The sequence below is a fragment of the Nocardioides marmotae genome (assembly GCF_013177455.1).
In the GTDB taxonomy this organism is placed as follows: domain Bacteria; phylum Actinomycetota; class Actinomycetes; order Propionibacteriales; family Nocardioidaceae; genus Nocardioides; species Nocardioides marmotae.
Window position 1 is genome coordinate 3,119,125 of the sequence record NZ_CP053660.1, and the last position, 25,669, is coordinate 3,144,793.

29 protein-coding genes are annotated in these 25,669 nt (G+C 72.4%); 8 read left to right on the forward strand and 21 right to left on the reverse strand.

Annotated elements, in window-relative coordinates; all coding sequences use genetic code 11:
• The first annotated feature begins 165 nt into the window (after positions 1–165).
• From HPC71_RS14835 to HPC71_RS14845, 3 genes are read left to right on the forward strand one after another with little or no spacing between them, the layout of a single operon-like run.
• Positions 166–1,392, forward strand: coding sequence for a coiled-coil domain-containing protein (locus tag HPC71_RS14835; protein WP_154613132.1), 1,227 nt, complete (start codon positions 166–168; stop codon positions 1,390–1,392).
• Positions 1,389–2,570 carry an AI-2E family transporter gene (locus tag HPC71_RS14840; RefSeq protein ID WP_253943727.1) on the forward strand — a complete coding sequence of 394 codons (1,182 nt, stop codon included), beginning with the start codon at positions 1,389–1,391 and terminating at the stop codon, positions 2,568–2,570. The genes HPC71_RS14835 and HPC71_RS14840 overlap by 4 nt, the downstream gene beginning before the upstream one ends.
• Before the next feature lie 22 nt (positions 2,571–2,592).
• Positions 2,593–3,711 carry a DNA glycosylase AlkZ-like family protein gene (locus HPC71_RS14845; RefSeq protein WP_171896861.1) on the forward strand — a complete coding sequence of 373 codons (1,119 nt, stop codon included), beginning with the start codon at positions 2,593–2,595 and terminating at the stop codon, positions 3,709–3,711.
• On the opposite strand, the gene HPC71_RS14850 is transcribed toward HPC71_RS14845, so the two are convergent.
• The gene (locus tag HPC71_RS14850) at positions 3,701–4,705 is read right to left on the reverse strand and encodes an EamA family transporter (protein WP_154614957.1); all 1,005 of its coding nucleotides are present in this window, start codon (positions 4,703–4,705) and stop codon (positions 3,701–3,703) included. The two genes, HPC71_RS14845 and HPC71_RS14850, sit on opposite strands and share 11 nt — an antisense overlap.
• Before the next feature lie 39 nt (positions 4,706–4,744).
• On the opposite strand from HPC71_RS14850, the gene HPC71_RS14855 reads away from it, so the two are divergent.
• On the forward strand, positions 4,745–5,284 hold the full coding sequence (locus tag HPC71_RS14855) for a CGNR zinc finger domain-containing protein (protein ID WP_171896862.1): 540 nt from the start codon (positions 4,745–4,747) through the stop codon (positions 5,282–5,284).
• A 7-nt stretch (positions 5,285–5,291) separates the two neighbouring features.
• Here HPC71_RS14855 and HPC71_RS14860 read toward each other — a convergent pair whose 3' ends face one another.
• The 3 genes from HPC71_RS14860 to HPC71_RS14870 are packed head-to-tail and all read right to left on the reverse strand — an operon-like array spanning position 5,292 to position 8,066.
• A complete protein-coding gene (locus HPC71_RS14860; protein ID WP_154614956.1) occupies positions 5,292–6,098 on the reverse strand; it encodes an endo alpha-1,4 polygalactosaminidase in 807 nt (268 codons plus the stop codon).
• Complete coding sequence (locus tag HPC71_RS14865) at positions 6,095–6,850, reverse strand: hypothetical protein (protein ID WP_154613135.1); 756 nt, start codon at positions 6,848–6,850, stop codon at positions 6,095–6,097. The genes HPC71_RS14860 and HPC71_RS14865 overlap by 4 nt, the downstream gene beginning before the upstream one ends.
• 46 nt (positions 6,851–6,896) lie before the next feature.
• Positions 6,897–8,066, reverse strand: a complete 1,170-nt coding sequence (locus HPC71_RS14870; protein ID WP_154614955.1) for a 3-hydroxyacyl-CoA dehydrogenase family protein — start codon at positions 8,064–8,066, stop codon at positions 6,897–6,899.
• 117 nt (positions 8,067–8,183) lie between these two features.
• Between HPC71_RS14870 and nucS the strand changes: the two genes are divergently transcribed.
• Both nucS and HPC71_RS20950 read left to right on the forward strand, forming a co-directional pair.
• On the forward strand, positions 8,184–8,861 hold the full coding sequence (nucS, locus tag HPC71_RS14875) for an endonuclease NucS (protein ID WP_171896863.1): 678 nt from the start codon (positions 8,184–8,186) through the stop codon (positions 8,859–8,861).
• A 14-nt stretch (positions 8,862–8,875) separates the two neighbouring features.
• Positions 8,876–9,448 (forward strand): DUF952 domain-containing protein, encoded by a 573-nt coding sequence (locus tag HPC71_RS20950; RefSeq protein WP_187811065.1) that lies wholly within the window; start codon positions 8,876–8,878, stop codon positions 9,446–9,448.
• On the opposite strand, the gene HPC71_RS14885 is transcribed toward HPC71_RS20950, so the two are convergent.
• From HPC71_RS14885 to HPC71_RS14895, 3 genes are read right to left on the reverse strand one after another with little or no spacing between them, the layout of a single operon-like run.
• A complete protein-coding gene (locus HPC71_RS14885) occupies positions 9,417–10,874 on the reverse strand; it encodes a PAS domain S-box protein (protein ID WP_154614954.1) in 1,458 nt (485 codons plus the stop codon). The genes HPC71_RS20950 and HPC71_RS14885 overlap by 32 nt on opposite strands.
• 43 nt (positions 10,875–10,917) lie before the next feature.
• A complete protein-coding gene (locus tag HPC71_RS14890; protein ID WP_154613138.1) occupies positions 10,918–11,442 on the reverse strand; it encodes a ferritin in 525 nt (174 codons plus the stop codon).
• Entirely contained in the window at positions 11,442–11,675 is a 234-nt protein-coding gene (locus HPC71_RS14895) for a hypothetical protein (RefSeq protein WP_154613139.1), read from the reverse strand. The genes HPC71_RS14890 and HPC71_RS14895 overlap by 1 nt, the downstream gene beginning before the upstream one ends.
• Before the next feature lie 95 nt (positions 11,676–11,770).
• Between HPC71_RS14895 and HPC71_RS14900 the strand changes: the two genes are divergently transcribed.
• On the forward strand, positions 11,771–12,586 hold the full coding sequence (locus HPC71_RS14900) for a DUF72 domain-containing protein (RefSeq protein ID WP_154613140.1): 816 nt from the start codon (positions 11,771–11,773) through the stop codon (positions 12,584–12,586).
• 237 nt (positions 12,587–12,823) lie between these two features.
• Here the strand turns inward: HPC71_RS14900 and HPC71_RS14905 are convergent, their stop codons facing one another.
• Positions 12,824–14,914 (reverse strand): protein meaA, encoded by a 2,091-nt coding sequence (locus tag HPC71_RS14905; RefSeq protein WP_154614953.1) that lies wholly within the window; start codon positions 14,912–14,914, stop codon positions 12,824–12,826.
• 91 nt (positions 14,915–15,005) lie between these two features.
• Complete coding sequence (locus tag HPC71_RS14910) at positions 15,006–15,311, reverse strand: STAS domain-containing protein (protein ID WP_154613142.1); 306 nt, start codon at positions 15,309–15,311, stop codon at positions 15,006–15,008.
• 227 nt (positions 15,312–15,538) lie between these two features.
• On the opposite strand from HPC71_RS14910, the gene HPC71_RS14915 reads away from it, so the two are divergent.
• On the forward strand, positions 15,539–16,138 hold the full coding sequence (locus HPC71_RS14915) for a cob(I)yrinic acid a,c-diamide adenosyltransferase (protein ID WP_154613143.1): 600 nt from the start codon (positions 15,539–15,541) through the stop codon (positions 16,136–16,138).
• On the opposite strand, the gene HPC71_RS14920 is transcribed toward HPC71_RS14915, so the two are convergent.
• The 12 genes from HPC71_RS14920 to HPC71_RS14975 form a co-directional block, all read right to left on the reverse strand.
• A complete protein-coding gene (locus HPC71_RS14920) occupies positions 16,135–17,337 on the reverse strand; it encodes an MFS transporter (RefSeq protein WP_253943728.1) in 1,203 nt (400 codons plus the stop codon). The two genes, HPC71_RS14915 and HPC71_RS14920, sit on opposite strands and share 4 nt — an antisense overlap.
• Complete coding sequence (locus HPC71_RS14925) at positions 17,330–17,773, reverse strand: DUF2550 domain-containing protein (protein WP_154613144.1); 444 nt, start codon at positions 17,771–17,773, stop codon at positions 17,330–17,332. Before HPC71_RS14925 ends, HPC71_RS14920 begins: the two co-directional genes overlap by 8 nt.
• 88 nt (positions 17,774–17,861) lie before the next feature.
• Positions 17,862–18,254, reverse strand: a complete 393-nt coding sequence (locus HPC71_RS14930; protein ID WP_154613145.1) for a F0F1 ATP synthase subunit epsilon — start codon at positions 18,252–18,254, stop codon at positions 17,862–17,864.
• Between the two features lie 10 nt (positions 18,255–18,264).
• The gene (gene atpD / locus HPC71_RS14935; protein WP_154613146.1) at positions 18,265–19,722 is read right to left on the reverse strand and encodes a F0F1 ATP synthase subunit beta; all 1,458 of its coding nucleotides are present in this window, start codon (positions 19,720–19,722) and stop codon (positions 18,265–18,267) included.
• Positions 19,723–19,728: 6 nt separating this feature from the next.
• Entirely contained in the window at positions 19,729–20,658 is a 930-nt protein-coding gene (locus HPC71_RS14940; RefSeq protein ID WP_154614952.1) for a F0F1 ATP synthase subunit gamma, read from the reverse strand.
• Positions 20,659–20,661: 3 nt separating this feature from the next.
• Positions 20,662–22,299 (reverse strand): F0F1 ATP synthase subunit alpha, encoded by a 1,638-nt coding sequence (gene atpA, locus HPC71_RS14945; RefSeq protein WP_154613148.1) that lies wholly within the window; start codon positions 22,297–22,299, stop codon positions 20,662–20,664.
• A gap of 47 nt (positions 22,300–22,346) precedes the next feature.
• Positions 22,347–23,165, reverse strand: a complete 819-nt coding sequence (locus HPC71_RS14950) for a F0F1 ATP synthase subunit delta (protein WP_154613149.1) — start codon at positions 23,163–23,165, stop codon at positions 22,347–22,349.
• Positions 23,166–23,178: 13 nt separating this feature from the next.
• The gene (locus tag HPC71_RS14955) at positions 23,179–23,718 is read right to left on the reverse strand and encodes a F0F1 ATP synthase subunit B (RefSeq protein ID WP_154613150.1); all 540 of its coding nucleotides are present in this window, start codon (positions 23,716–23,718) and stop codon (positions 23,179–23,181) included.
• 27 nt (positions 23,719–23,745) lie between these two features.
• Entirely contained in the window at positions 23,746–23,964 is a 219-nt protein-coding gene (locus HPC71_RS14960; protein ID WP_153324497.1) for an ATP synthase F0 subunit C, read from the reverse strand.
• Between the two features lie 84 nt (positions 23,965–24,048).
• Positions 24,049–24,819 carry a F0F1 ATP synthase subunit A gene (gene atpB / locus HPC71_RS14965; RefSeq protein ID WP_154613306.1) on the reverse strand — a complete coding sequence of 257 codons (771 nt, stop codon included), beginning with the start codon at positions 24,817–24,819 and terminating at the stop codon, positions 24,049–24,051.
• 58 nt (positions 24,820–24,877) lie between these two features.
• A complete protein-coding gene (locus HPC71_RS14970; protein ID WP_154613151.1) occupies positions 24,878–25,114 on the reverse strand; it encodes an AtpZ/AtpI family protein in 237 nt (78 codons plus the stop codon).
• A 29-nt stretch (positions 25,115–25,143) separates the two neighbouring features.
• Complete coding sequence (locus HPC71_RS14975) at positions 25,144–25,626, reverse strand: hypothetical protein (RefSeq protein WP_154614951.1); 483 nt, start codon at positions 25,624–25,626, stop codon at positions 25,144–25,146.
• Positions 25,627–25,669 lie beyond the last annotated feature (43 nt).

Sequence of the window (25,669 nt, forward strand, 5' to 3'; positions counted from 1 at the left end):
CCGGACAAGCGCCCTCCGGGTGCCCGCGCCGCCCTCGCGCGCACCCCTCCAGACACCTGCCACCCCGGCACCGACGCGCCCGGTGCCGGGGTGCGGTGTTCACCGGTGATCGTGGAAGATGGGGGTTCGGCCGTCACCACCGCGATCGACCAGAGGATGTAGCTCATGAGCGACCAGGGTCTGTCCATCTTCAACAACGACCCGGACCGGGAGCCGGCCGACGTGGAGACGCCGGACGCGGACACGACGCAGGTGATCCCCGCCGTTCCCGGGGGCTCGGACAACACCCCGACCCAGGCCGTCCCGGTGCGCCCCGCCGAGCAGGGCCAGCGCACCCAGCAGCGCCCCGCGGTGGCGCGCCAGGCCGCCGAGCGTCCGGTGGTCCCGCCGCCGGCGAGCGCACCCGACTTCCCGGTCGTGCGCCGCGGTGGCTACGACCGGGAGACGGTCGACCGGAGCTTCCAGGGGCTGGTCGCGGACCACGCGGCGCTGGCCGCCCGCATCGCGCAGTCCGAGCGCCGCGCCCTCGACCTGGAGGAGCAGCTCGCCGAGGCCCGCGAGGAGCTGCGCGAGTACGAGCAGCCGTCGTACGCCGGGCTCGGCGGCCGCGCCTCGGCGATGCTGCGGCTCGCCGAGGAGGAGGCCGAGGAGATCCGGGCCGTCGCGGGTCGCGACGCTGCCGAGATCCTCGAGCAGGCCAACCGCGACGCCCAGGCGATCCGCGCCGACGCCGCCCGCGAGGCCGAGGACATGCGCATGGTCCAGCTCAAGGAGCTCGACGAGATGCGCACCCGATCGGTCGCCGACGCCGAGCAGGAGCGCACCCTCGCCCGCGGCGAGGCCGAGGACATGCTGGCCTCCGCGCGCCGCGAGGCCGACCAGCTCCGGCTCGCCGCGCAGCAGGAGACCACCGAGATGCGCACCTCCGCCCAGCGTGAGGTCGAGCAGGCGCGCGCTGCGGCCGACCGCGAGGTCCAGGAGGCCCGCCGGGCCCTGGCGGTGGAGAAGGAGCGCCTGGCCCGCGAGGCCACCGACCACCACAACAGCGCCACCGCGGAGACGCGCCGCCTCGTCGAGGAGGCCGAGGCCCGGGCCACCGCCGCCGAGGAGCGCGCCCGCGCCGCGACCAAGCAGGCCTCCGAGCACCGCACCACCGCTCAGTCCGAGGCCGCGGCGCTGCTGTCCCGCGCCCGCCGCGAGGCCGAGCAGATCGTCGCCTCCGCGCGCACCCAGGCGGAGTCGATCACCTCGACCGGGCAGGCGGAGGCCGAGCGGGAGGCCGCCGCGGTCCGCGCCGAGCTCGACCGCCTCACCAAGCGCCGGGACGCGATCGTCGCCCAGCTCGCCTCGCTGCGCGACGTCGTCGCCGGGTTCTCCGAGGACCAGACGTGACCTCTGGCCCATCCGGGCCGGGCACCGCACAGCAGGACCCGCCGGGCGACCGCGCGGCCCTGCGGGTCGAGGACCCCGAGGCGCCCGCGGCGCCCGCAGCGCCCGCGCACCCCGCCTACGACGGCCACCTCGGCGAGCTCGGCGCACCCCTGCGCCGCTCGCCGTTCGTCATCGGCTTCTTCGGCGGGCTCGGCGTCTTCCTGGCCTGGTGGCTCGGCGACCTCGTCGTCTCCATCGGGCCCACGCTCGTCCTGGTCGTCGTCTCGATGTTCCTCGCCGCGGGTCTCGACCCCGCCGTGCGGTTCTTCGAGCGGCGCGCCGGCCTGCGCCGTTCGTGGGCGGTCGTCGTCGTCATCGTCGGTGTCCTGGCCGCGCTGACCCTCTTCACCGTCGCGATCGTGCCGGTCATCAGCGACCAGGTCGCCTCGATCACCCGGAACGCCCCGGGGTGGCTCGACAGCCTCCAGGAGAACCAGCGGGTCCAGGAGTTCGACGAGAAGTACGGCGTCATCGACAAGGTCCGCGAGTACATCGCCGGCGGCGACTACGCCGGCGGCATCTTCGGCGGCGTCCTCGGCGTCGGCCTCGCCGTGCTCTCCGCGCTCGCCAACACCTTCGTGGTCACGGTGCTGACGCTGTACTTCCTCTCCTCGCTGCAGACCACCAAGACCGCGCTCTACCGCCTGGCCCCGGACTCCCGCCGCGACCGGGTCACCCGCCTCGGCGACCGGATCGTCGAGGGCGTCGGCGGCTACGTGTCGGGCGCGTTCATCGTCGCCCTGTGCGCCGGCCTGACCTCGCTGGTCTTCCTCTTCGTGATCGGCCTGGGCGAGTACGCCGTCGCGCTGGCCTTCGTCGTGGCGCTGCTCGACGTGATCCCGATGATCGGCGCCACCATCGGCGCGGTCCTGGTGACCGCGATCGGCTTCGCCACCGAGCCGAAGATCGGCATCGCCTGCGCGATCTTCTACCTCGTCTACCAGCAGCTGGAGAACTACGTCATCTACCCGCGCGTGATGTCGCGCGCGGTGGACGTCCCGGGCGCGGTCACGGTGATCGCGGCCCTCGTCGGGGCGGCGCTGCTCGGCGTCGTCGGGGCCCTGCTGGCCATCCCCACCGCGGCGGCGCTGCTGATGCTGACCCGCGAGGTCGTCGTCCGCCGCCAGGACGCCCGCTAGGCGAGCGGCGGGCGGCGCGGGCGTGGCGGGCGGGGCGGGCGGGGAGCTCCGGCTGACGCGGGCGCAGGCCCGCCGGATCGCCGTGCGGGCCCAGCTGCTCGACCTGCCCCGGCCCACCGACGTCCTGGCGGTCGTGCGGCACCTCGGGTTCCTTCAGCACGACCAGACCCGGGCGGTCGCCCCGAACGCCGACCTCGTGCTGTGGAGCCGCCTCGGCGCGACGTACGACCCCGCCGAGCTGGGCGAGGCGGTGGACGCGCAGGCCCTCGTCGAGCTGCAGGGCATGCTCCGGCCGGCGGAGGACCTCGCCCTGTACCGCGCGGAGATGGCCGCCTGGCCCGGCGCCGCGGAGGGGTGGCAGCGCGAGGCCGCCCAGTGGCTCGCCGACAACGACGGCTGCCGCCGCGACGTGCTCGAGCTGCTGCGCACCGACGGCCCGATGCCGGCGCGGGACCTGCCCGACACCTGCGTCCGGCCCTGGCGCTCCAGCGGCTGGAACAACGGCAAGAACGTCGAGCGCATGCTCGTGCTCCTCGTCGAGCGCGGCGAGGTCGCCGTGCACGGGCGCGAGGGCCGCGAGCGGCTGTGGGACCTCGCCGACCGGGTCTACCCCGACGAGCCGGCGGTGCCGCTGCCCGAGGCACTCCGGCGGCGCGCCGAGCGGCGGCTGTCCGCCCTCGGTCTCGCCCGGCAGCGCGCGGCCGTCTCCCCCGGCGAGCCCAACGACGTCGGGCCGGTCGGCGAGCCCGTCCGGGTCGAGGGCCTGCGCGGCACCTGGCGGGCCGACCCCGCCCAGCTCGCCCGGGCCGACGAGCCGTGGGCGGGGCGCACCGCCCTCCTGAGCCCCCTGGACCGGCTGGTCTTCGACCGCAAGCGGATGACCGAGCTCTTCGACTTCGACTACCAGCTGGAGATGTACAAGCCGGCCGAGCAGCGACGGTGGGGCTACTGGGCCCTGCCGGTCCTCGCCGGGGACCGCCTGGTCGGCAAGGTCGACGCCACCGCCGACCCCGAGGCCGGCGAGCTCCTCGTGCACGCGGTGCACGAGGACGAGCCCTTCGACGCCGCCCTGGCCGGCGAGGTCGGCGCCGAGCTGGCCTCGCTGGCCGACTGGCTGGGCCTGGCGCTGGTCAGGGAGTAGACGTCGGCACGACAGAGGTCGGCGCAGCCGCCGGCGTCGCCGGGACGGCCGCGGTCTGCCGCTCCCCCAGCTTCACGCCCACGACGCCCACCAGGACGAGCAGGCCGCCGACCAGCTGGACGGTGCGCGGGAGCTGCTCGAGCAGCAGCCAGGCGAACACGACGCCGGCGACCACCTCGAGCAGCGCCACGAAGGAGGCCAGCCGCGAGCCGAGCCGCCGTCCCGCGGCGATGCCGGTGCAGTAGGCCACCGCCGCGGTGACCAGGCCGAGGACGAGCAGCGGCACCCACCAGGCGACCTCGCGGTCGGCGTAGACCACGGTGGCCGTGGTCGCCCGCATCGGCAGCAGGCCGACGAGGCCGAGCAGCCCGAGCACGAGGGCGCCGACGACCAGGCCGCCGGCCGCGAGGGCGAGCGGCGGCAGGCCGCTGGAGGTGTCGGCGGAGATGATGAAGTACGACGCCACGCCCACCATCGCGCCGAGCGCCCAGGCGACGCCCACCGGGCTCAGGTCGGCGCCGGAGACCAGGTCGAGCACGAGGACCAGGCCGAGCGCCGCGACGCCCGCGCCGAGGAGCGTCACCGGACCGGGCCGCTGGCCGTGCCGCAGCCAGAGCCAGCACACGACCGCGGCGGGCGCGGTGTACTCGATGAGCAGCGCCGGCCCGACCTGCATGTGCTGGACGGCGGAGAAGTAGCAGAACTGGGCGCCGGCCACCGCGAGCAGGCCGTAGAGCACGACGGTGCCGGCGTTGCGGCGCAGCACGTCCCACCGGCCGCCGAGCGCCCAGACGCCGAACGGAAGCACGACCACCGCCGCGAGCCCGACGCGGACGAGCACCGTCGACCCGGGCGACCAGCCGGCCGCGAGCAGGCCGGTGGCCAGCGCGCCCGACAGCCCGAAGCTCAAGGCCGAGACCAGGGCGAACCCGAGGCCGCCGGCGAGCCGGGGCCCGGACGCCACCTCTGGGCTGTCATCAGTCAGAGTGCTCATCACTCATGACGGTACGAGCGGTGCTGGTAATCTGTCAACGTGGTCTTCGCCCATGACACCGAGCAGTCGCTCGTCGCCGCCGTGACGCTGGTCAACACCGCCGGCCCGCCCGACACGCTGGAGACGGTCGCGGACCTCGACGCCTACTACGAGCGCTTCGAGTTCACCGGGCGCCACGAGCGCACGCGCGCCGAGCTCGAGGAGGTCCGGGCCCTGCGCCTCGCGCTGCGCCGGCTGCTCACCGCCGACCGCGACACCGCGGCCGAGCTGGTCAACGCGATGCTCGCCGAGGCCCGCGCGCTGCCGCGGCTCGTGCGCCACGACCGGTTCGACTGGCACCTCCACGCGGTCTCCGCAGACGCGCCGCTGGTCAGCCGGATCACCGTGGAGGCCGCGATGGCGATGGTCGACGTGATCCGCGCCGACGAGCACTCCCGCCTCGGCGTGTGCGCGGACGAGGACTGCGACGGGCTGGTCCTGGACCTCTCCCGCAACCGCTCGCGCCGGTTCTGCTCGACCGCCTGCGGCAACCGCAACGCCGTCGCCGCCTACCGCGCCCGGCAGGCCGCCGACGCCTGAGGCGCGCTCAGCAGAGGCGCCGGACCCCCGTCGGGCTCACCGCGCGGTCGCGCAGGACCACCGGGAGCCGCGCACCCCAGTGGCGGCAGGCCCGCCGGAAGTCCCGGCGGCGGTACTCCACCGCGACGACCCGCCGGCCGTACGCCGCGGCGTACGCCCCGCACTCGCGGTAGCGCGCGCACTCCTCGGCGACCGCGAAGTCGAAGCCGAGCCGGGTGCCGTCGAGGCCGGCGAGGTTCTTCTGGCCCGCGGCCAGGCCCGCCTCGTGGGCCTCGGCCACGAGCAGCCGGGCGTAGGCCAGCGCCTGGCGCCGGGTGAGCAGGCCGCGGCTGCGGGTGAAGGAGTCGAGGTTGTCGTACTCGACGGCCTCGAAGCCGTCGGCGGCGCAGCGGTCGACCCACCGCCCGACGATCCGGGCGAGCGCGCGGCGCTTGGCCGGGGTGCGCAGGTCCAGCAGCCACTCCCCCCAGGCCTCGTCGCGGACCGGGCGACCCTCGTGGCGCAGGACCAGGTGCCTCCGCCCGCGCCAGGAGCGGCGCTCGTCGGGCTGGGTCTGGAAGGCGTTGACGTAGCAGACGTCGTAGCGCCCGGCCGGCTCGGCGCGGCGGTCGCGGACCACGATCCCGACCGAGGAGGGCACCGACCGCACGCCGCCGAGCTGGTAGTCCGCGTGGGTGCCGACCGGCAGCGGCTCGACGTCCGCGGCGGCAGGGGTGCCCGCGCCGGCGGGGCCGCCGGAAAGGAGGGCCAGCCCGGCCGCGAGCGCGACCAGGCGGGCGACCAGGCCGACGAGCAGGCCGACGAGCAGGCTCAGAAGTCGAAACCGTCGAACATGTCCCCGAGGCCCTCGCCGATCGAGCCGAGCCCCTCGCCGAGGCCCTCCCCGATCTCACCGAGGGCGTCGAAGCCGCCGAAGGCGCCGAACATCAGGCCCATGAACATGAAGTCCATCGCCGCGTAGCTGCCGAAGTAGCCGGCGGCGTAGGGCTGGTAGGCCCGCCCGCCCTGCCAGTACGGCACCCGCTGCGAGCCCACCATCACCTGGCGGATGTCCGGCGCGGCACCGACCTTGACCCGCTCGGCGTCGAGCTCGCAGGCCGGTACGTCGCGCCGCGTCCCGCCCGGCGGCGTGTAGGGCACGTCCTCGACCGAGAGCCCGTGGCGGGGGTCGAAGAAGCACGGCGGACGCCGGGCCGGGAGCGGCTCGCCGGCGACCCGCGCCCGGACGCACGCCATGGCGTAGCGCCCGTCCTCGAGGATCTCGGTGACGTGCTTGATTTCCTCGGGCCGGGCGAGCCGGTCCGCGGCGGTCTTCGCCGCCTCGTAGGAGTCCAGCGCTCGCTGGTAGTCGGCGTTCGCGCCGGCGTCCAGCGGATGACCGGCGAGGTCGGCGTCGAGGGACTGCAGCTCGACGCCGAGGGCGGTGATGTCCTCGGAGGCCAGCTTCTTCACCGGCTCGAGCTCGGCCTGCCGGCGCTCCAGCTCGCGGGCCTGCTTGCGCTTGCTCGAGACCCCCACGGCCACGAGCACGAGTGCGAGGAGGACCAGGATGACGAGCAGCTCCATGACGACAGCCTACGGTCCTCCCGGCAGCGGCCCGGGCACGTCGGCCTCAGCGGCTGTAGTCGTGGAAGCCCTGGCCGGTCTTGCGGCCCAGCCGACCGTCGGCGACGAGCTTCTCCAACGTCGGTGCGGGCGCGAACCCGTCGTGGCCGAACTCCGCGTGGAGCTCCTTCTCGATCGCCAGCGAGACGTCGTTGCCCACGACGTCGAGCAGCTCGAAGGGGCCCATCGGGAAGCCGGCCTGCTCCTTGATCGCGGTGTCGATGTCGGTCAGCTCGGCGCCGGACTCGTGCAGCTTGACCGCGTCGTTGAGGTAGGGGAAGAGCAGGCAGTTGACGATGAAGCCGGCCCGGTCGCCGCAGGAGACCGCGACCTTGCCGACCTTCGCGCACAGCGCCCGGACGGTCTCGTCCACGTCGGCGCCGGTCTGCGCGGTGGTGACCACCTCGACCAGCTTCATGACCGGCGCGGGGTTGAAGAAGTGCATGCCGATGACCGACTCCGGGCGCGAGGTCGCGCCGGCGCACTCCGCGATCGGGAGGCTGGAGGTGGTGGTGGCGAGGATGGCGCCGGGCTTGCAGATCCGGTCGAGGTCGGCGAAGAGCTCCTTCTTGACCGAGAGCTCCTCCGCGATCGCCTCGACGACGATGTCGGCGGTCGCGAGCGCCTCGCGCGAGGTGGCTCCGGTGAGCCGGGCCAGGACCGCGTCGCGGCCGGCCTCCTCGAGCTTGCCCTTGGCAACCAGGCGGTCCAGGGACTTGGTGATCGCGGCGCGGACGCCCGCGACCTTGTCCTCCGAGCGGCCGACGTAGACGACGTCGTACCCCTTCGCGGCGAAGACCTGGGCGATGCCGGAGGCCATCGTGCCGGTGCCGACGACCCCGACGGTGGCGATCTCGTGGCGCAGCTCCGGCGCGGCCTGCTCGGCGGCGCCGGCGGCCTCGGCGAGCGTGCTGCCGCTCGAGGCGAGCTTCTCCAGCAGGTCGGCCGGCTGGTGCAGCGGGTCGCCGGTCTCGGCGTACCGCTCGGCGAGCTGGTCGCGGACGGCGGCGGCACCGAGCTCGTCGACGGTGGCCAGGGGGCCCTGCGGGTAGCCGCAGCCGAAGCGCATCCCGGCGTCGATGTCGGCGGCGGAGGCGTAGCCGGACTCGAACATCCGGACGGCGTGGTTGAGGTACGGGAGGACCAGCGTCCGGGCGATCTGCTCGTTCGTCGTCATGTCCGGACTATGACATGAGTCCTACCGGCTGGTAACCCCTAGAACAGCGGCCGGACGAGGTCCTCGTCACACCCGCCGAGGCGGCCCTGCGGCCGCGGACAGGTAGATTCCCCGCCCGTGAGACTCGTCGTTGCGCGCTGCCAGGTCGACTACGCAGGGCGGCTCACCGCCCACCTGCCGATGGCCACGCGGGTGCTGATGATCAAGGCCGACGGCTCGGTGCTCGTGCACTCCGACGGCGGCTCCTACAAGCCGCTGAACTGGATGTCCCCGCCGTGCGCCCTGCGCGAGGGGACGGCCGAGGACGGCCGCGTCGAGTGGACGGTCACCAACCCCAAGTCCGACGACACCCTGCGCATCCTCATCGACGAGGTGCTCCACGAGTCGACCCACGACCTCGGCGTCGACCCGGGCCTGCAGAAGGACGGGGTGGAGAAGCACCTCCAGGAGCTGCTCGCCGAGCACCCCGCCACGCTCCAGCCGGGCCTGACCCTGGTCCGGCGGGAGTACCCCACCGCCATCGGCCCGGTCGACCTGATGTGCCGCGACGCCGACGGCGCGAGCGTCGCGGTGGAGATCAAGCGACGCGGGGAGATCGACGGCGTCGAGCAGCTGACCCGCTACCTCGAGCTGCTCAACCGCGATCCGCTCCTCTCCCCCGTCCGCGGCATCTTCGCGGCCCAGGAGATCAAGCCCCAGGCCCGCGTGCTCGCCACCGACCGGGGCATCACCTGCGCGGTCGTCGACTACGACGCCCTGCGCGGACTGGACGACCCCAGCCACCGGCTCTTCTGAGCCCGGGCCGGCGGATGCGCATCTTCCACATCGCGACCCTCGCGGACTGGCAGGAGGCGACCCGCACCGGCCGCTACACCACCTCGACGTACGGCGTCTCGCTGGCCGAGGAGGGGTTCGTCCACGCCAGCCGGGCCGACCAGTGGCAGGCCGTCCGCGAGCGGTGGTACGCCGGCGCGTCGGAGCCGCTGGTGCTCCTCGTCATCGACACCGAGCGGCTCTCCGCGCCGGTGGTCGAGGAGGCCGCGCCGGGGACGACCGAGACCTTCCCGCACGTCTACGGGCCGATCGAGACCTCCGCGGTCGTACGCGTCCTCCCGCTCGACGGCCCCGGCGCGCGGGCCGTGGAGGCCTCCTTCAGCCGGCTCTTCCTCGGCGAGGTGATGCACCGCGTGCTGCTGGCCTCGGTCGTGCTGGCCGCGGTGGCGGCGCTGGCGGTCCTCGGGAAGGCGGTGGTCCCCGCCCCCGGGTGGGGCGTCGTGCTCGGCACGGGGGCCGGCCTGCTCGTCGGGGTCCCGGCCGCGGTGATGATCGACCGCCGCCGGGAGCGCGCGCTCAGCGGGTCGCTGCCGCCAGCCGCACGGTGACGGTGGTGCCAGCCCCGAGCTCGGAGCCGACCTCGATGGTGCCGCCGTGCGCGTCGACGACCGCGCGCGCGATGGAGAGGCCCAGGCCCGCCCCGGGTACCTGGTCCCGGACGGCCGCCGGTGCACGGTAGAGCCGGTCGAAGGCCTGCTCGACCTCCTCGGGCCCCATGCCGGGCCCGGTGTCACAGACCCGGAGCTCGATCACCCCGCCGGGCACCGCGGCCAGCCCGAGGAGCACCCGCCCGCCGGGCGGGGTGAACTTGACCGCGTTGCCCAGCAGGTTCCCGACGACCTGCCCCAGGCGCCCCGGGTCGCCGCGGACGGTGAGGTCCGCGCCGGGCGCGGCTTCCACGGTCACCTCGATGCCCCGCCCGCGGGCGGCCAGCCGGGCGTCCTCGACCGCGGCCCGGACGACGTCGAGCAGGTCGACCGTGGCCAGCTCGACGTGCAGGCCCTCCTCCTGGAGCCGGGCGAGGGTCAGCAGGTCGTTGACCAGACGCAGCTCGCGGCGGGCGTTGCGGTCGATGACCTGGAGCATCCGCCGCGCCTGGGGGCCGATCTCGTCCTCGCCGAGGTCCCCGAGGAGCTCGGCGTAGCCGACGATCGAGGTCAGCGGGGTGCGCAGCTCGTGGGAGACGGTCGCGAGGAACTCATCGCGGATCCGGTCGGCCGTCTGCTGGATCCGGCGCCGCTCGCTCACGTCGCGGATGGCCGCGGCGACGAGCAGGCCGTCGTCGGTCTCGATCGGGGACAGCGAGATCTCGACGGGGAACTCCGAGCCGTCCTTGCGCACGGCGTGGAGCTCGCGACCCTGCCCCATCCCGCGGATGACCGGCGCGCCGACGTACCCCGACCGCTGGGCGACGTGCCCGTGGCGGAACCGCTCCGGCACCAGGTGCTCGATCGGGCTGCCGACCAGCTCGCCGGGCTGGTAGCCGAAGACCCGGTCGACCTGGCGGTTGCCCTGCACGATCACCCCGCTGCCGTCGACGATGACCGTCGGGTCGGGCGCGGCCTCGATCAGCTCGCGGAACTGCCGCTCCTGGCGCCGGCGCTCGGTGACGTCGCGGACGGTCGCGCAGACGTAGGTCTCGCCGCGGACCTCGATGCGCGCCAGCGAGATCTCCGCGGGGAACTCCGTGCCGTCGGCGCGGGCCGCCGCGAGCTGCAGGAGCCCCATCGGCCGATGGGCGTGGGGGCCGGAGAAGCGGTCACGCCGCGCCGGGTGGCCCGCGCGGGCCGCCTCGGGCACCAGGGTCTCGACCGGTCGACCGACGAGCGCGTCGGCGCTCAGGCCGAAGACCGCCTCGCAGCGGGCGTTGGCCGCGACGACCGTCCCGCCGGCGTCGGTGACGACGATCGCGTCCGGCGATGCCTCGAACACACCGGCGAACAGCCGCGCGTCCCCGACGGCCCGTGGCTCCATGGGCGGAACTCTAGGGCGAAACGCCTGACGCGCGGGGCCTGGTTCAGGCTCCGGCGATCCGCGGGGCCGTCGGGTCGGCGGAGCCGCCGCCCTGCTCGCGGGCGACGTAGTCCTCGATGTCGTCGATGTCGTCGGCGTTGCGCGTGACCACGGCGAGCAGGTCGCCCATGGTCGCGACCTCCTCCACCTGCTCCTTGATGAACCACTGGAGGAACTGCTCGGAGGCGAAGTCGTGCTCCTCGCGCGCCGTGCGCAGCAGGGCGCCGATCTGCTCGGTCACCCGCTTCTCCTGCTCCAGCGCGAGCGCGACGGGCGCCACCACGCCCTCGAAGGAGGCCACCGGCGCCGCGACACCGGGGATGACGACGTCGGCGTCGGTGTCGAGGAGGTACTGCACCATCATCATCGCGTGGTCGCGCTCCTCGAGCGCCTGGGCGTAGAAGAACGCCGCCATCCGCGGCATGGTCAGCGCGTCGTAGTGGACGGCGACCGCGAGGTACTGGTTGTGGGCGGCCAGCTCGTGGCCGATCTGGGCGTTGAGCTGCTCGACGAAGCGGGGGGCGACCATCAGGCGACCTTACCGAGGTCCTTCTTGGTCACCTTGCCCCCGTCCACCCGGACCAGCTTGCGCTTCTTGACGGTGTAGCCCTCCGGCAGCGTGCCCTCCTTGAGCATGCGCAGCGGGCAGCGGCCGCACTTGGACTTGGACGCGCAGCACTCGCGCTTGGGCAGCTTGCGGGGCTTCTCCCCCGCGACCGCCTGGTCCTGGGCCTTCTTCTTGGCCTTGTCCTTCTTCCCCACGGCCGCGACTGTAGCAGCGGGTTAGGTGAGCCTCACCTGTCTTGATGCCGATGTCTCGCCGTGTGGTCGCCCCGCACTCGGGGCACCGCAGCGGCATGGGACGGATCCGGGTCGGCATCTCGGGATGGACCTACGCCGGCTGGCGCGGCGACTTCTACCCGCGCGGGCTGGTCCAGCGGCGCGAGCTCGCCTACGCCGCGGAGCGGTTGACCTCGATCGAGGTCAACGGCTCCTTCTACTCCCTCCAGCGCCCCACGTCGTACGCCGCCTGGCGCGACCAGACCCCGGACGACTTCGTCTTCGCGGTCAAGGGCGGCCGGTACATCACCCATCTCAAGCGGCTGCGCGACGTCGACACCGCGCTGGCCAACTTCCTCGCCTCCGGCGTCCTCGCGCTCGGCCCGAAGCTCGGACCGCTCCTGTGGCAGCTGCCCGAGCGGCTGGCCTTCGACGCCGCACTGGTCGACGACTTCCTCTCCCTGCTGCCCCGCACCACCACCGAGGCCGCCGCGCTGGCCGCCGGCCACGACGACAAGGTGCCCGAGGACCGGGCGCTGACCGTCGCCGACGCGGAGCGACCGCTGCGGCACGCGCTGGAGTTCCGCAGCGAGACCTGGTGCACCGAGGAGGCCTTCGACCTGCTGCGCCGCCACGGCGTCGCCTGCGTCGTCGCCGACACCGCCCGGCGCTTCCCCATGCCCGAGCAGGTCACCGCCGACCACGTCTACGTCCGCCTGCACGGCGACACCGAGCTCTACGCCAGCGGCTACTCCCCCGCCGCGCTCGACCGCTGGGCCGAGAAGTGCCGCGGCTGGGCCGAGCACGGCGACGTGTACGTCTACTTCGACAACGACGCGAAGGGGTACGCCCCGCACGACGCCGTCGCCCTCATCGACCGCGTCGGCCGCTGACGCACCACCGCTGGTTGAGCAGGGAGGCGCCCCAGCGCCGACCGTGTCGAAACCCGGTGAGGGGCGCAGGGCCGCGACCACGTCACCGGGTTTCGACACGCTCGCTGGCGCTCGCTGCTCAACCAGCGGGACGTCGCTGGCGCTCGCTGCTCAACCAGCGGGACGTCGCTGGCGCTCGCTGCTCAACCAGCGGGACGTCGCTGGCGCTCGCCTGCTCGACCAGCGGCGACGGCCTGCTCAGCCCTCCGTGAGGCCGTTGGCCTTGCGGATGACGTCGACGATGCCGCCCATGATCTCGGTCAGGCCGAAGTCCTTGGGGGTGTAGACCGCCGCGACGCCCTGCTCGGCCAGCGCGCGGGCGTCGGAGTCGGGGATGATCCCGCCGACGATGACCGGCACGTCGGACATGCCGGCCTCGCGCAGGCCCTCGAGGACCGCCGGCACCAGCTCCATGTGCGAGCCGGAGAGGATGGAGAGGCCGACGCAGTGCACGTCCTCGGCGACGGCGGCAGCGACGATCTGCTCGGGCGTGAGCCGGATGCCCTGGTAGATCACCTCGAAGCCGGCGTCGCGGGCCCGCACGGCGACCTGCTCGGCGCCGTTGCTGTGACCGTCGAGGCCGGGCTTGCCGACGAGCAGGCGCAGCCGCCCGCCCTTGTTCCCGGCCAGCTCCTCGCCGGTGGCCTTGACCCGGTCGCGGACCGCGGAGAGGTCGGCGCCGGCCTGGCCGGCGGAGGCCGCGCCGACCGCGCCGGAGACGCCGGTCGGGGCGCGGAACTCCCCGAAGACCTCGCGCAGGGTGCCGGCCCACTCGCCGGTGGTCGCACCCGCCCGGGCCGCGGCCAGGGTCGGGAGCATCAGGTTGGTGTCGGTCTTGGCCGCCTCGGCCAGGGCGGCGAGCGCGCGGGCGACCTCGTCCTCGTCGCGCTCGGCCTTCCACGCCTCCACCGAGGCGATGGCGGAGGACTCGGCCTGGGGGTCGGCGGTCATGATCGCGCCGTCGAGGTCGGCGGTCAGCGGCGAGGGCTCGGTGGTCTCGTACTTGTTGACACCGACGACGACCTCCTCGCCGGACTCGATCCGGGCCCGGCGGGCGGCGTGGGCGGAGACGAGCGCCTGCTTCATGTAGCCCGACTCCACCGCGGCGATCGCGCCGCCCATGGCCTGGACCCGGTCGATCTCGGCCCGGGCGCTGGCGACCAGCTCGGCGACCTTGGCCTCGACCACGGTCGAGCCGGCGAAGATGTCGTCGTACTCCAGCAGGTCGGACTCGAAGGCCAGCACCTGCTGGAGGCGCAGGGACCACTGCTGGTCCCAGGGCCGGGGCAGGCCGAGCGCCTCGTTCCACGCCGGCAGCTGGATCGCGCGGGCGCGGGCGTCCTTGGACAGCGTGACGCCGAGCATCTCCAGCACGATGCGCTGGACGTTGTTCTCCGGCTGCGCCTCGGTCAGGCCGAGGGAGTTGACCTGCACGCCGTAGCGAAACCGTCGCATCTTGGGGTCGGTCACGCCGTACCGCTCGCGGGTGATCTCGTCCCACAGCTCGACGAAGGCGCGCATCTTGCACATCTCCTCGACGAAGCGCACGCCGGCGTTGACGAAGAAGGAGATCCGGCCGACGACCTTCTCGAAGTCGTCCTCGGAGACCTGGCCCGAGGCCTTGACCTGGTCGAGCACCGCGATCGCGGTGCACAGCGCGTAGGCCAGCTCCTGGGTCGGCGTCGCGCCGGCCTCCTGCAGGTGGTAGCTGCAGATGTTGATCGGGTTCCACTTGGGGATCTGGTGGACCGTGTAGGCGATCATGTCGCCGATCAGCCGCAGGGAGTGCTCGGGCGGGAACACGTAGGTCCCGCGCGAGAGGTACTCCTTGATGATGTCGTTCTGGGTGGTGCCCGCCAGCTGCGCGGCGACCTCCTCGGGCGTCGCCCGCCCCTCGGGCACGCCGGCCTGCTCCTCGGCGACGACCTGGTACATCGCCAGCAGCCACATGGCCGTGGCGTTGATGGTCATCGAGGTGTTCATCTCCGTCAGCGGGATGGAGTCGAACAGCTTGCGCATCTCGCCGAGGTGCGGGACCGGGACGCCCACCTTGCCGACCTCGCCGCGCGACATCGGTGAGTCGGGGTCGTAGCCGGTCTGGGTCGGCAGGTCGAAGGCGACCGAGAGGCCGGTCTGGCCCTTGGCCAGGTTCGATCGGTACAGCGCGTTCGAGGCCTCGGCGGTCGAGTGGCCGGCGTAGGTCCGCATCACCCACGGCCGGTCACGCTGCGGCCGTTCGGTCGGGGGCAGATCGATCTGGGGCCGCTCGGTCTGATCCTTCTCGGTCATGAGGGGAAGGGTAGGACCAGCGATACCGGTTGGTAACCGGAGCGCCGTGTGGGATGTCCGACACATCTGCCGGCCCGCCAGATGGGCACCGTCAGGCGCCGACCGCGTCGCGCTCGAGCTCGACGACGCTGCGCAGCCGGGAGAGGTGGAGCAGGCGGCGCACGGCCGGGCCGCAGCCGCGCAGCACCATGTGGTGCCCCTCGCGGGTGGCGACCAGGGTCGCCACGGCGAGCAGCCGGAGCGCGGTCAGGTCGACCGCCCCCACCTCGGTCAGGTCGAGCACGACGTCCTCGTGGCCGGCCAGGTGGTCGTAGATGGCGTCGCGCACCTCGGGCGTGCTGCGCACGTCGAAGTCGCCACTGAGCACCAGCGTGGGTCCGTCGGCCACGATGTCCATCTCGCCTCTTCCCTGCCCCCGGGCCCCTGAGAAAGCCCGGACGACGTGCGCCAGATCACTTCCACCCATAGTGACGCCCGGGCTGCCCGAGGGGTTGCCCCCGCGGTGAGGGTTTCTGCGCGTGTCGGTCGTGACTTGTTCAACTAGCGAGCGCCGCCAGCGCGGCGTACGCCGGGTGGTCATGCGCACGACCGCCCCCCTGTGGCCGGTCGCTAGCCTCTCGGACCATGGTCAACCTGACGCGGATCTACACCCGGACCGGCGACGGCGGCGAGACCCGTCTCGGCGACATGAGCACCACCACCAAGAACGACCTCCGGCTGCACGCCTACGCCGACGTCGACGAGGCCAACGCCCACCTCGGCCTGGCCGTCGTGCGCGGCGGGCTCGACGCGGACGTCGTGGCGGTGCTGACCCACGTCCAGAACGACCTGTTCGACGTCGGGGCCGACTTCTGCACGCCGGTCGTGCCGGACCCGGAGTACCCGCCGCTGCGCATCGAGCAGGACTACGTCGACCGGCTCGAGGCCTGGTGCGACCACTACAACGAGGCGCTGCCGGCGCTGCGCTCCTTCATCCTCAACGGCGGCACCGAGGGCGCCGCCCACCTCCACGTCGCGCGCACCGTCGTGCGCCGCGCCGAGCGGTCCGCATGGGCCGCCTTCGAGGTGCACGCCGAGACGATGAACAAGCTCGCGATCACCTACCTCAACCGGCTCTCGGACCTGCTCTTCATCCTCGCCCGGCACGCGAACCGCGAGCAGGGCGACGTGCTGTGGGTCCCCGGCGGCGAGCGCGGCGCGCAGGACCAGACCGCGCAGGACTAGACGACGGCCGGGCGCGGCCGGGCCGCGAGGACGGCGACGGCCGCGGGGACCATCAGGGCGGGGACCACGAGCAGCGCCTCGAGGGTCCCGACCCGGTCGCCGAGCACTCCCAGCAGCGGCGGGCCGGCGAGGAACGCGCCGTACCCGATCGTGGAGACCACGCTGACCCGGGCGGCGGCCCGCGCGGGGTCGTCGGCGGCCACGCTCATCCCGACCGGGAAGCCGAGCGCCGCTCCGAGGCCCCACAGCAGGATGCCCGCGCCGACGAGCGCGACGTGATCGCCGAGCACGACGACGAGCACGCCCGCGAACACCGCGATCGTCGAGACCCACAGCACCGGCGCCCGGCCGAACCGGTCCAGGACGACCGGGCCGGCGAGGCGCCCGGCGGTCATCGCGGTGACGAAGAGCGAGAAGCCGGCGACGCCGACCCAGTGCTCGGCGTCGTGGCCGTCGATGAGGGCGAGCGCGAGCCAGTCGTTCGCCGAGCCCTCGACGACGGCGAAGGCCAGGACCATCACCCCGACCGCCAGCAGGCGCGGCTCGGTCCAGGCCGACCGCGGCCGCTCGGCGTGCTCGGGCTCCGGCGCGGGCGGGAGGTACGTCGCCGCCACCCGCCAGACCACGAGCAGCGCCACCGCCGCCACCACCGCCACGTGCAGGCTCATCGGCAGCGCCACGATGGTCAGCGGGATGCCGAGGCCCGCCCCGGCGATGGAGCCGATCGACCACCCGGCATGGAAGCGCGGCATCACCGTGCGGCCCATCCGGCGCTCGACCTCGGCGCCCTCGACGTTCATCGCGACGTCCCACACGCCGATCCCGATGCCGTAGAAGAACAGCCCGACCGCGGTGGCCGGGAGCGACTCCAGCACCGTCGCGGTCACCGAGGCGGCGGTCAGGCCGACCGCGGCGGACGTGACAGCCCCGCGGACGACCCGAGCGGCGCCGTACCACCCGATCAGCCGGCCGGTGGCGGGCAGGGCGAGGATCGAGCCGACGGAGATCGCGAGCAGCAGCAGCCCGAGCGTGGTGTTGTCGAGGTCGAGGTGCGAGCGCACGTCGGGCAGTCGGGCGACCAGCGTCGCGAAGAGCAGGCCGTTGAGGCCGAAGGTCAGGCCGACCGCGTTGCGGGGCCGCACCAGGGCGGGGTCGGTCCGGACCGCGGCCGGTGGGGCGGGGTGCGAGGTGTCAGCCACGGGTCCAGTCGGTGCCGGGAGGCCGGGCCTCGAGCCAGGCCTGGAAGCCGGTGAGGGAGGCGGGGCTCATCGCCAGCTCCACCTCGCCCTCGCGGGTGTGGCAGGAGATCACGACGTGGTCGGGGTAGAGCGACATCTGCTCGGGCCCCTCGGGCTCGCGGCGGCCGTCGTAGGCGAGCGCGTCGCGCTGCCAGGTCCGCTTGGGCCGGGGCGAGAGCGAGAAGATGCGGAACCACTCGAGCGTCTCGCCGGAGTAGCGGCCGAGTCCGAGAAGCCAACCGCGTCCGGGCCTCTCGGACCGGACGCGGTGGCTGAGCTCGAAGGTGCCCCCGTGCCGGGACAGCACCCGCCGCCGCACGATGAGCGCGGCGCCGTAGAGCAGGACGAGCAGGAGCAGCAGACCGGCTGCGTCGAGCAGCCACTGCCACACCGGCATCTGATCCCCTCTCCCAAGGAAGTGCCGTCACCCTAGCGGGCGTCGGCGCGGGGCTCCGTGCCGGGTCGTGCAGGTGGTACGACGGGGCTCAGCGAGCCCGTTCGACGGCGCGGAGCCGGGCCTCGGCCCGGCGGATGCGCAGCTCGGCGTCGTCGTCGGTGCCGAGCAGGGCCCGAGCCTCCTCGGCCTCGGCCTGGACCAGGTCCACATCGACCTCCGAGGCGAGCACAGCCCGCTCGGAGAGGATGGAGACCCGGTCGGCCGCGACCGAGAGGAAGCCGCCGTCGACCGCGGCGACGACGAGGTCACCGTCGACCTCGGCGATCTCCACGACCGCGTCGGTGAGCAGGGAGAGCATCGGCGCGTGACCGCGCAGCACGCCGACGTCCCCCTCCACCGTGCGGGCGATCACCATGGTGGCCTCGCCGGACCAGACCGTGCGGTCGGCCGCGACGAGGGACACCGTGAGGTTCTCAGCCATCGTCAGGACCTCAGAGGTTCTTCTGGATGTCGGCCCACTTGGCCTCGACGTCGTCGAGACCGCCGCACATGAAGAACGCCTGCTCGGCCACGTGGTCGTACTCACCGTCGGCGATCTTGTTGAACGCCTCGATGGTGTCGGCCACGGGGACCGTCGAGCCCTCGATGCCGGTGAACTGCTTGGCCACGTAGGTGTTCTGCGACAGGAACCGCTGGATGCGACGGGCCCGGGAGACGATGATCTTGTCCTCCTCGGAGAGCTCGTCGACACCGAGGATCGCGATGATGTCCTGCAGCTCCTTGTTGCGCTGCAGGATCTGCTTGATCCGGATCGCGCAGTCGTAGTGAGCCTGCCCGATGTACTGGGCGTCGAGGATCCGCGAGGTCGAGGTCAGCGGGTCCACGGCCGGGTAGATGCCCAGCGAAGCGATCTCGCGGGACAGCTCGGTCGTGGCGTCGAGGTGGGCGAAGGTGGTCGCCGGGGCCGGGTCGGTGTAGTCGTCCGCCGGCACGTAGATCGCCTGCATCGAGGTGATCGAGTGACCACGCGTCGAGGTGATCCGCTCCTGGAGCTGGCCCATCTCGTCTGCGAGGTTCGGCTGGTAGCCCACCGCGGACGGCATGCGACCGAGCAGGGTGGAGACCTCCGAGCCCGCCTGGGTGAACCGGAAGATGTTGTCGATGAAGAGCAGCACGTCCTGGTTCTGCACGTCGCGGAAGTACTCCGCCATCGTCAGGGCCGACAGGGCGACCCGCAGGCGGGTGCCCGGCGGCTCGTCCATCTGGCCGAAGACCAGGGCGGTCTGCCCCAGCACGCCGGCCTCCTCCATCTCGACGATGAGGTCGTTGCCCTCACGGGTGCGCTCACCGACACCGGCGAACACCGACACGCCACCGTGGTCCTTGGCGACGCGGGCGATCATCTCCTGGATCAGGACGGTCTTGCCGACGCCCGCACCACCGAACAGGCCGATCTTGCCGCCCTGGACGTAGGGGGTTAGCAGGTCGATGACCTTGATGCCGGTCTCGAACATCTGGGTCTTGGACTCCAGCTGGTCGAAGGCCGGCGCCTTGCGGTGGATGCCCCAGCGCTCGTTGACCTCGAAGCGCTCGCCCTCGGCGAGGTTGAGCACGTCGCCGGTGGCGTTGAAGACCCGGCCGAGGGTCTCGTTGCCGACCGGGACCGTGATCGGGCCGCCGGTGTCGCGCACCGTCGCCCCGCGGACCAGGCCGTCGGTCGACTGCATCGAGATGGCGCGCACGACGCCGTCCCCGATGTGGAGAGCGACCTCGAGGATCAGGGTCTTGGTCACGCCCTCGAGCTCGAGGTCGACCTCGAGCTTGTTGTACATCTCCGGCATCGCGTCCGGGGGGAACTCGACGTCGACGACGGGGCCGGTCACCCGGGCGACGCGCCCGGTCTTGCCGGCCGTCGAGCCCTGCTGGGTCTCTTCGAAGGTGGCAGTCATTGTCTCTCACTCACTCCCGGAGTTCGCGTCGGCGAGTGCGTTGACGCCACCGACGATCTCGCTGATTTCCTGGGTAATACCGGCCTGGCGGGCCTGGTTGGCGATCCGCTTGTACTTCTTGATCAGCTCGTCGGCGTTGTCCGTGGCCGACTTCATCGCCTTCTGGCGAGCGGCCAGCTCGGACGCCGCCGCCTGGAGCAGCGCGAAGAAGACCCGGCTCTGGACGTACTGCGGAAGCAGCCCGTCCAGGACCTCCTCGGCCGAGGGCTCGAACTCGTAGAGCGGGAGCACCTCGGAGGCGTCCGGTCGGTCGACCGAGCCGCCCTCCTCGGCCTCGACGACCTCGAGCGGCAGCAGCCGGACCGCGGTCGGCTCCTGGGTGAGCATCGAGCGGAAGCGGGTGTAGACGACGTGGACCTCGTCGACGTCGCCCTCCTCGCCCTGCTCCTTGAGGAAGGACTCGATCAGCACCGCGCCGATCTCCGCAGCCACGTCGTAGGACGGCTGGTCGGAGAACCCGGTCCACGACTGGACGACGGGACGCTGGCGGAACTTGTAGTACGCCTCGCCCTTGCGCCCGGCGATGTAGGTGTCGATCTCCTTGCCCTCGGCGCGGAGCTTCTCGTTGAGCCGCTCCGCCTCCTTGAGCACGCTCGAGGAGTACGCGCCGGCCAGACCTCGGTCGCTGGTCACGATCAGCACGGCCGCCCGCTTGGGGTTCTCCTCCTCGCGGGTCAGCGGGTGGTCGACGTTCGAGAACGTCGCCACCGCCGAGACCGCGCGGGTCAGCTCACGGGCGTACGGCGCAGCCGCCTGCGCCCGCTGCTGCGCCTTGATGATCCGGGACGCAGCGATGAGCTCCATGGCGCGCGTGATCTTCTTCATCGACTCCGTCGACTTGATCCGCGCGCGGTACTCACGCAGCGATACGGCCATGCGTCAGCCCCGCTTCTGCTTGACGATCTGCTCCTGGTCCTCGTCCTCGAGCGCCTCGGCCGGAGCCTCGTGGCCGACCTTGATCGACCCGCCCTCAGAGGTCTCGAACTGGTCGAGGAAGGAGGTGTAGGCGTCCTCGACCGCGGAGGCCGTGTCGTCCTCGAACTTCAGGGACTCACGGATCGCGTTGAGGATGCCCTCGTGCGAGCGACGCAGGTAGTCGAGGAACTCGCGCTCGAAGCGGAGCACGTCCTCGACCGGCACGCGGTCGAGACGACCGGTGGTGCCCAGCCACAGCGAGACCGTCATCTCCTCGACCGGGTAGGGCGAGTAGGCCGGCTGCTTGAGCAGCGCCATCAGGCGCTGGCCGCGGTCCAGCTGCTGGCGCGAGGCCGCGTCGAGGTCGGAGGCGAACATCGCGAACGCCTCCATCGCGCGGAACTGCGCCAGGTCGACCTTGAGCGAGCCGGTGACGGCCTTGAGTGCCTTGGTCATCGCCGCGCCACCGACGCGGGAGACGGAGACACCGACGTCGATCGCCGGGCGCTGGTTGGCCGCGAACAGGTCGGACTGGAGGAAGATCTGGCCATCGGTGATCGAGATGACGTTGGTCGGGATGAACGCCGAGACGTCGTTGGCCTTGGTCTCCACCATCGGCAGACCGGTCATCGAGCCCGCACCGAGGTCGTCGGAGAGCTTGGCGCAGCGCTCGAGCAGGCGGCTGTGCAGGTAGAAGACGTCGCCCGGGTAGGCCTCGCGGCCCGGCGGACGGCGCAGCAGCAGCGACACCGCACGGTAGGCCTCGGCCTGCTTGGTCAGGTCGTCGAAGACGATGAGGACGTGCTTGCCCTCATACATCCAGTGCTGGCCGATGGCCGAGCCGGTGTACGGCGCGAGGTACTTGAAGCCCGCGCTGTCCGAGGCCGGCGAGGCCACGATGGTGGTGTACTCCAGAGCGCCGGCCTCCTCGAGTGCGCCACGCACCGAGGCGATCGTCGAACCCTTCTGGCCGACCGCGACGTAGATGCAGCGGACCTGCTTGCTCGGGTCGCCGGTCTCCCAGTACTGCTTCTGGTTGATGATCGTGTCGATCGCGACCGTGGTCTTGCCGGTCGCCCGGTCACCGATGATCAGCTGGCGCTGGCCACGGCCGATCGGCGTCAGGGAGTCGATCGCCTTGATGCCGGTGGCGAGGGGCTCGTGCACCGACTTGCGCTGCATCACCGACGGCGCCTGGAGCTCCAGGGCGCGGCGACCCGAGGTCTCGATGTCGCCGAGGCCGTCGATCGGCTTGCCCAGCGGGTCCACGACGCGACCGAGGTAACCCTCGCCGACCGGGACCGAGAGGATCTCGCCGGTCCGGCGGACCTTCTGACCCTCCTCGATCTTGTCGAAGTCACCGAGGATGACGACGCCGATCTCGCGGGTGTCGAGGTTCAGGGCCAGGCCCAGGGTGCCGTCCTCGAACTCGAGCAGCTCGTTGGCCATGGCCGACGGCAGGCCGCTGACGCGGGCGATGCCGTCACCGGCCTCCGCCACGACGCCGACCTCTTCGCGGCTCGCGGCCTCGGGCTGGTAGTCGGCGACGTACTTCTGCAGCGCGTCGCGGATCTCCTCCGGACGGATGGAGAGCTCCGTCATCTCGGTTCCTTCTCTCTTGTCTCTACAGCTGTGAAGTGAGGGGTGGGTCAGCCGGCCAGACGACGCCGGGCGTCGTCGAGGCGGCTGGACACCGTGCCGTCGATGACATCGTCACCGATCTCGACGCGGATCCCGCCGAGGACCGTGGGGTCCACCAGCAGGTTGAGGTGCACGGGCCGCCCGTACTGGCGCGAGAGGACCTCGGCCAGCCGGTCCCGTTCGGCGCCGGACAGGTCACGCGCGACCCGCACGGTGGCCAGGCCCTGGTTCTGCACCTCTGCAGCGACCTTCTGGTACTCGGCGAGCGCGACCGCCACCGTCCGGTAGGTGCCGGCCAGCGACTGCACCGCGAGGGTGGTCGTCGCCGGGAGCGCCTTGCCCTCGAGCAGGGACCGCACGAGGCGGGCCTTGTCCTCGAGCGCGCGAGCGGGGTCCGAGAGCGCGTCGCGGAGCTCGGGGGCGTCCTTGACGGCCTGGGCGAAGGCGAACAGCTCATCGGAGAGCCGCCCGGCCTGGTCGCCGGCCGACGCCACGGCCGCGACGACACCGAGGTGCTCCAGCGCCTTCGGCAGGTCGCCGGCGGAGACCCACCGGCGCGAGACCGCGGAGCGGACCACCGAGAGGGTCGCCTCGGCCACCTTGCCGCCGAAGACCTGCCCGACGAGACCGGTCTTGGCCTCGTCGGGCACGGACACGTCGGAGACGAAGCGGCGCAAGGAGCCCTCGCCACGCAGGGTCTGCGAGACCCCGAACAGCTCACCGGCGACGACGGCAGCGGTCTCGGGCGAACCACCGACCGCACCCCGCAGCCCGTCGGTGAGGGCTGCCACGGACTCGGCGGAGGCGCCGCGGAACGACGAGGTCATCAGCGCTCCTCCATCAGTTCCGGCCCGGCGTGCCGGCCTCGAGGTCGGTGAGGAACCGGTCGACGACGCGACGCTGGCGAGCCTCGTCCTCGAGCGACTCCCCCACGATCCGTCCGGCGAGGGACGTCGCCAGGGTGCCGACCTCGGCACGGAGCGAGGTGACCGCCTGCTGGCGCTCGGCCTCGATCTGCGCCTTGCCGTGCTCGACGATGCGGGTGGACTCGGCCTGGGCCTGCTCCCGCATCTCGGCGATGATCCGCGCCCCCTGCTCGCGCGCCTCCTCACGGATGCGCGCGGCCTCGTGCCGGGCGTCGCCGAGCTGCTTCTCGAGCTCGGCGAGACGCGCGTCGGCCTCGGCCTGCTTGGTCTCGGCGGCGGAGAGCCCGCCCTCGATCGCCTTCGTGCGCTCGGCGAACGCGCGCTCGAAGTTGGGGACGACGAACTTCCGGATGGCCAGGAGCAGCACCAGGAAGACGGCGGCCCCCAGGATGATCTCCGAGACGTGCGGGATGAGCGGATTCAGCTCCTCCGCCGCCTGGATCGATTCACGCATGGGTCACTCCGGTCTGGGGGTCGCGCGTCAGGAAAGGACGAAGGCGAGCGCGATGCCGATGATCGCGAGCGCCTCGGCGAGCGCGAAGCCGAGGATCGCGATCGACTGCAGGCGCGACTGCGCCTCGGGCTGGCGGGCCACACCGTTGATGTAGGCGGCGAAGATCAGACCCACGGCCAGGGCGGGGCCGATCGTGGCGATGCCGTAGCCGAGCATGTTGAGCGAGCCGTTGATGTCACCATTCATGACGGTGAGGGTTCCTTTCGGTTTGGTACTGCTTCAGTTTCTCTTCTCGGGTGCTCACGGTGCCCGACGGGCACGGTGTGCTGCTCAGTGCTCGTCGGCGACAGCACCTGAGACGTACATGGCGGTCAGCAGGGTGAAGACGTAGGCCTGGAGGAACATCACCAGGAGCTCCAGGAGCGAGACTCCGAAGAACATGACCCAGGCCAGGACGCCGCCCACCGCGTTGATCGGGGAGAAGGCCTCCAGCAGGAGGTACTCACCACCGAGCGCGAACAGGATGAGGAGCAGGTGGCCGGCGAACATGTTGGCGAACAGACGCAGCGCCAGCGTGACCGGACGAACCAGGATGTTGGAGAGGAACTCCAGCGGCGCGATCAGCAGCAGCACCGGGCCGCGGACACCGGCAGGCACACAGGTGTGCTTGAGGTAGCCGAAGAAGCCGTGCTTCTGGATGCCGACGCCGTTGTAGAGCAGCCAGCTCAGGGCTGCGAGGCCGTAGGCGTAGCCCGAGTGCGAGAACGTCGGGAACTGGATGAGCGGGACCATGCCGAAGTAGTTGTTCACCAGCACGAAGGCGAAGAGGGTGAACAGGTAGGGCACGAAGCGCAGGTAGTGCTCGCTGCCGATGACCTCGCGGGCGATGCCGTTGCGGACGCCGCCGTAGGCCCACTCGCCCGCGAACTGCAGGCGACCGGGGACCAGCTCGGCCTTGCGCGACATCGCGTAGGTCACCGCGAAGATCAGCACGGCGGAGAGGACGACCAGCACCATGGGCTTGGTGACGCCACCGATGATCGGCGGCAGGTCGAAGTCCGCGGGGCCCGGCGGGGTGAATCCCCCACCACTGCTGGCCATCGGGACGAGCGCGGCTGCGAGGTTGCCAGCGATCAACGCCGTGTCTCCTTCATGTACGTCACTTCTTCGGGCTTGTCGGCGGCACGTGGCCGAACTTCTTCATGACCGCGTAGAGGCTCAGGCCGGCACCGATCACGATCCCGATGGCCACGAGGTACGACGTTCCCAGCCAGCGGTCCGCCAGCCAGCCGGCTCCGCCGTAGAGGAGCACGCCCGCGACGATCTGGCTGAATGCCTGCCAGGGGTCGCCCTGAGGGGTGTCCTCGGGAGCATCGGGCGGCTCCTGCTGACTCATTGCGGTCCGGACCTTAGCAGGCTGCGCGATCACGCCTCACCACCGGTTCGGTCGTCCTCGTCGGGCAGGTCGAACGCGGGGATGCGGGCCCGCGAGGCCAGCACCACCTGCACCACGAGCCACCCCAGGACGGTGCCGATCAGGGTCCCCGCGAGCCATCCGCGGGACAGGGTCTCCCCCGGTCCGGAGATGCCGTCCAGGGCCGCGAGGGCCACCAGGACGACGAGCAGCTGCAGGGCGTAGGTCAGCAGGGCGAACAGCAACGACGCCCCGGGCATGAGCCCGGCGACGACGTTCACCGTCGAGGAGCCGAAGACCATCACGGCGACCGCCAGCACGGCTCCCACGAGAGCTCCGTACGCCGCCGGCGCACCGTCGACCAGCGCACCGACCACCGCGGCGAGCACGCCGAGGGCCAGCGAACCGAGCGCGGCACCACCGATGACCGCCGCTCCTGAGCCACGTCCAGCACCAGTGGTGCGGCGCGGTCGGCGCAGGGTCTCGGTCGTCATGTCGGCGGCCGTTCTGGGAGGGAATGCGGTCGTCACGGCCCTT

What these genes read in the sequence shown, in the direction of transcription:
- HPC71_RS14885 (WP_154614954.1), bottom strand. Translation starts at nt 10,874, where the DNA reads ATGGAGCCACGGGCCGTCGGGGACGCGCGGCTGTTCGCCGGTGTGTTC.
- atpD (WP_154613146.1), bottom strand. Translation starts at nt 19,722, where the DNA reads ATGACTGCCACCTTCGAAGAGACCCAGCAGGGCTCGACGGCCGGCAAG.
- HPC71_RS14950 (WP_154613149.1), bottom strand. Translation starts at nt 23,165, where the DNA reads ATGACCTCGTCGTTCCGCGGCGCCTCCGCCGAGTCCGTGGCAGCCCTC.
- HPC71_RS14975 (WP_154614951.1), bottom strand. Translation starts at nt 25,626, where the DNA reads ATGACGACCGAGACCCTGCGCCGACCGCGCCGCACCACTGGTGCTGGA.
- HPC71_RS14960 (WP_153324497.1), bottom strand. Translation starts at nt 23,964, where the DNA reads ATGAATGGTGACATCAACGGCTCGCTCAACATGCTCGGCTACGGCATC.
- HPC71_RS20950 (WP_187811065.1), top strand. Translation starts at nt 8,876, where the DNA reads ATGCGCATCTTCCACATCGCGACCCTCGCGGACTGGCAGGAGGCGACC.
- HPC71_RS14915 (WP_154613143.1), top strand. Translation starts at nt 15,539, where the DNA reads ATGGTCAACCTGACGCGGATCTACACCCGGACCGGCGACGGCGGCGAG.
- atpA (WP_154613148.1), bottom strand. Translation starts at nt 22,299, where the DNA reads ATGACGGAGCTCTCCATCCGTCCGGAGGAGATCCGCGACGCGCTGCAG.
- HPC71_RS14900 (WP_154613140.1), top strand. Translation starts at nt 11,771, where the DNA reads ATGGGACGGATCCGGGTCGGCATCTCGGGATGGACCTACGCCGGCTGG.
- HPC71_RS14930 (WP_154613145.1), bottom strand. Translation starts at nt 18,254, where the DNA reads ATGGCTGAGAACCTCACGGTGTCCCTCGTCGCGGCCGACCGCACGGTC.
- HPC71_RS14925 (WP_154613144.1), bottom strand. Translation starts at nt 17,773, where the DNA reads ATGCCGGTGTGGCAGTGGCTGCTCGACGCAGCCGGTCTGCTGCTCCTG.
- HPC71_RS14890 (WP_154613138.1), bottom strand. Translation starts at nt 11,442, where the DNA reads ATGGTCGCCCCCCGCTTCGTCGAGCAGCTCAACGCCCAGATCGGCCAC.
- HPC71_RS14970 (WP_154613151.1), bottom strand. Translation starts at nt 25,114, where the DNA reads ATGAGTCAGCAGGAGCCGCCCGATGCTCCCGAGGACACCCCTCAGGGC.
- HPC71_RS14955 (WP_154613150.1), bottom strand. Translation starts at nt 23,718, where the DNA reads ATGCGTGAATCGATCCAGGCGGCGGAGGAGCTGAATCCGCTCATCCCG.
- HPC71_RS14870 (WP_154614955.1), bottom strand. Translation starts at nt 8,066, where the DNA reads ATGACGACGAACGAGCAGATCGCCCGGACGCTGGTCCTCCCGTACCTC.
- HPC71_RS14835 (WP_154613132.1), top strand. Translation starts at nt 166, where the DNA reads ATGAGCGACCAGGGTCTGTCCATCTTCAACAACGACCCGGACCGGGAG.
- atpB (WP_154613306.1), bottom strand. Translation starts at nt 24,819, where the DNA reads ATGGCCAGCAGTGGTGGGGGATTCACCCCGCCGGGCCCCGCGGACTTC.
- HPC71_RS14910 (WP_154613142.1), bottom strand. Translation starts at nt 15,311, where the DNA reads ATGGACATCGTGGCCGACGGACCCACGCTGGTGCTCAGTGGCGACTTC.
- HPC71_RS14865 (WP_154613135.1), bottom strand. Translation starts at nt 6,850, where the DNA reads ATGGAGCTGCTCGTCATCCTGGTCCTCCTCGCACTCGTGCTCGTGGCC.
- HPC71_RS14940 (WP_154614952.1), bottom strand. Translation starts at nt 20,658, where the DNA reads ATGGCCGTATCGCTGCGTGAGTACCGCGCGCGGATCAAGTCGACGGAG.
- HPC71_RS14905 (WP_154614953.1), bottom strand. Translation starts at nt 14,914, where the DNA reads ATGACCGAGAAGGATCAGACCGAGCGGCCCCAGATCGATCTGCCCCCG.
- HPC71_RS14850 (WP_154614957.1), bottom strand. Translation starts at nt 4,705, where the DNA reads ATGAGCACTCTGACTGATGACAGCCCAGAGGTGGCGTCCGGGCCCCGG.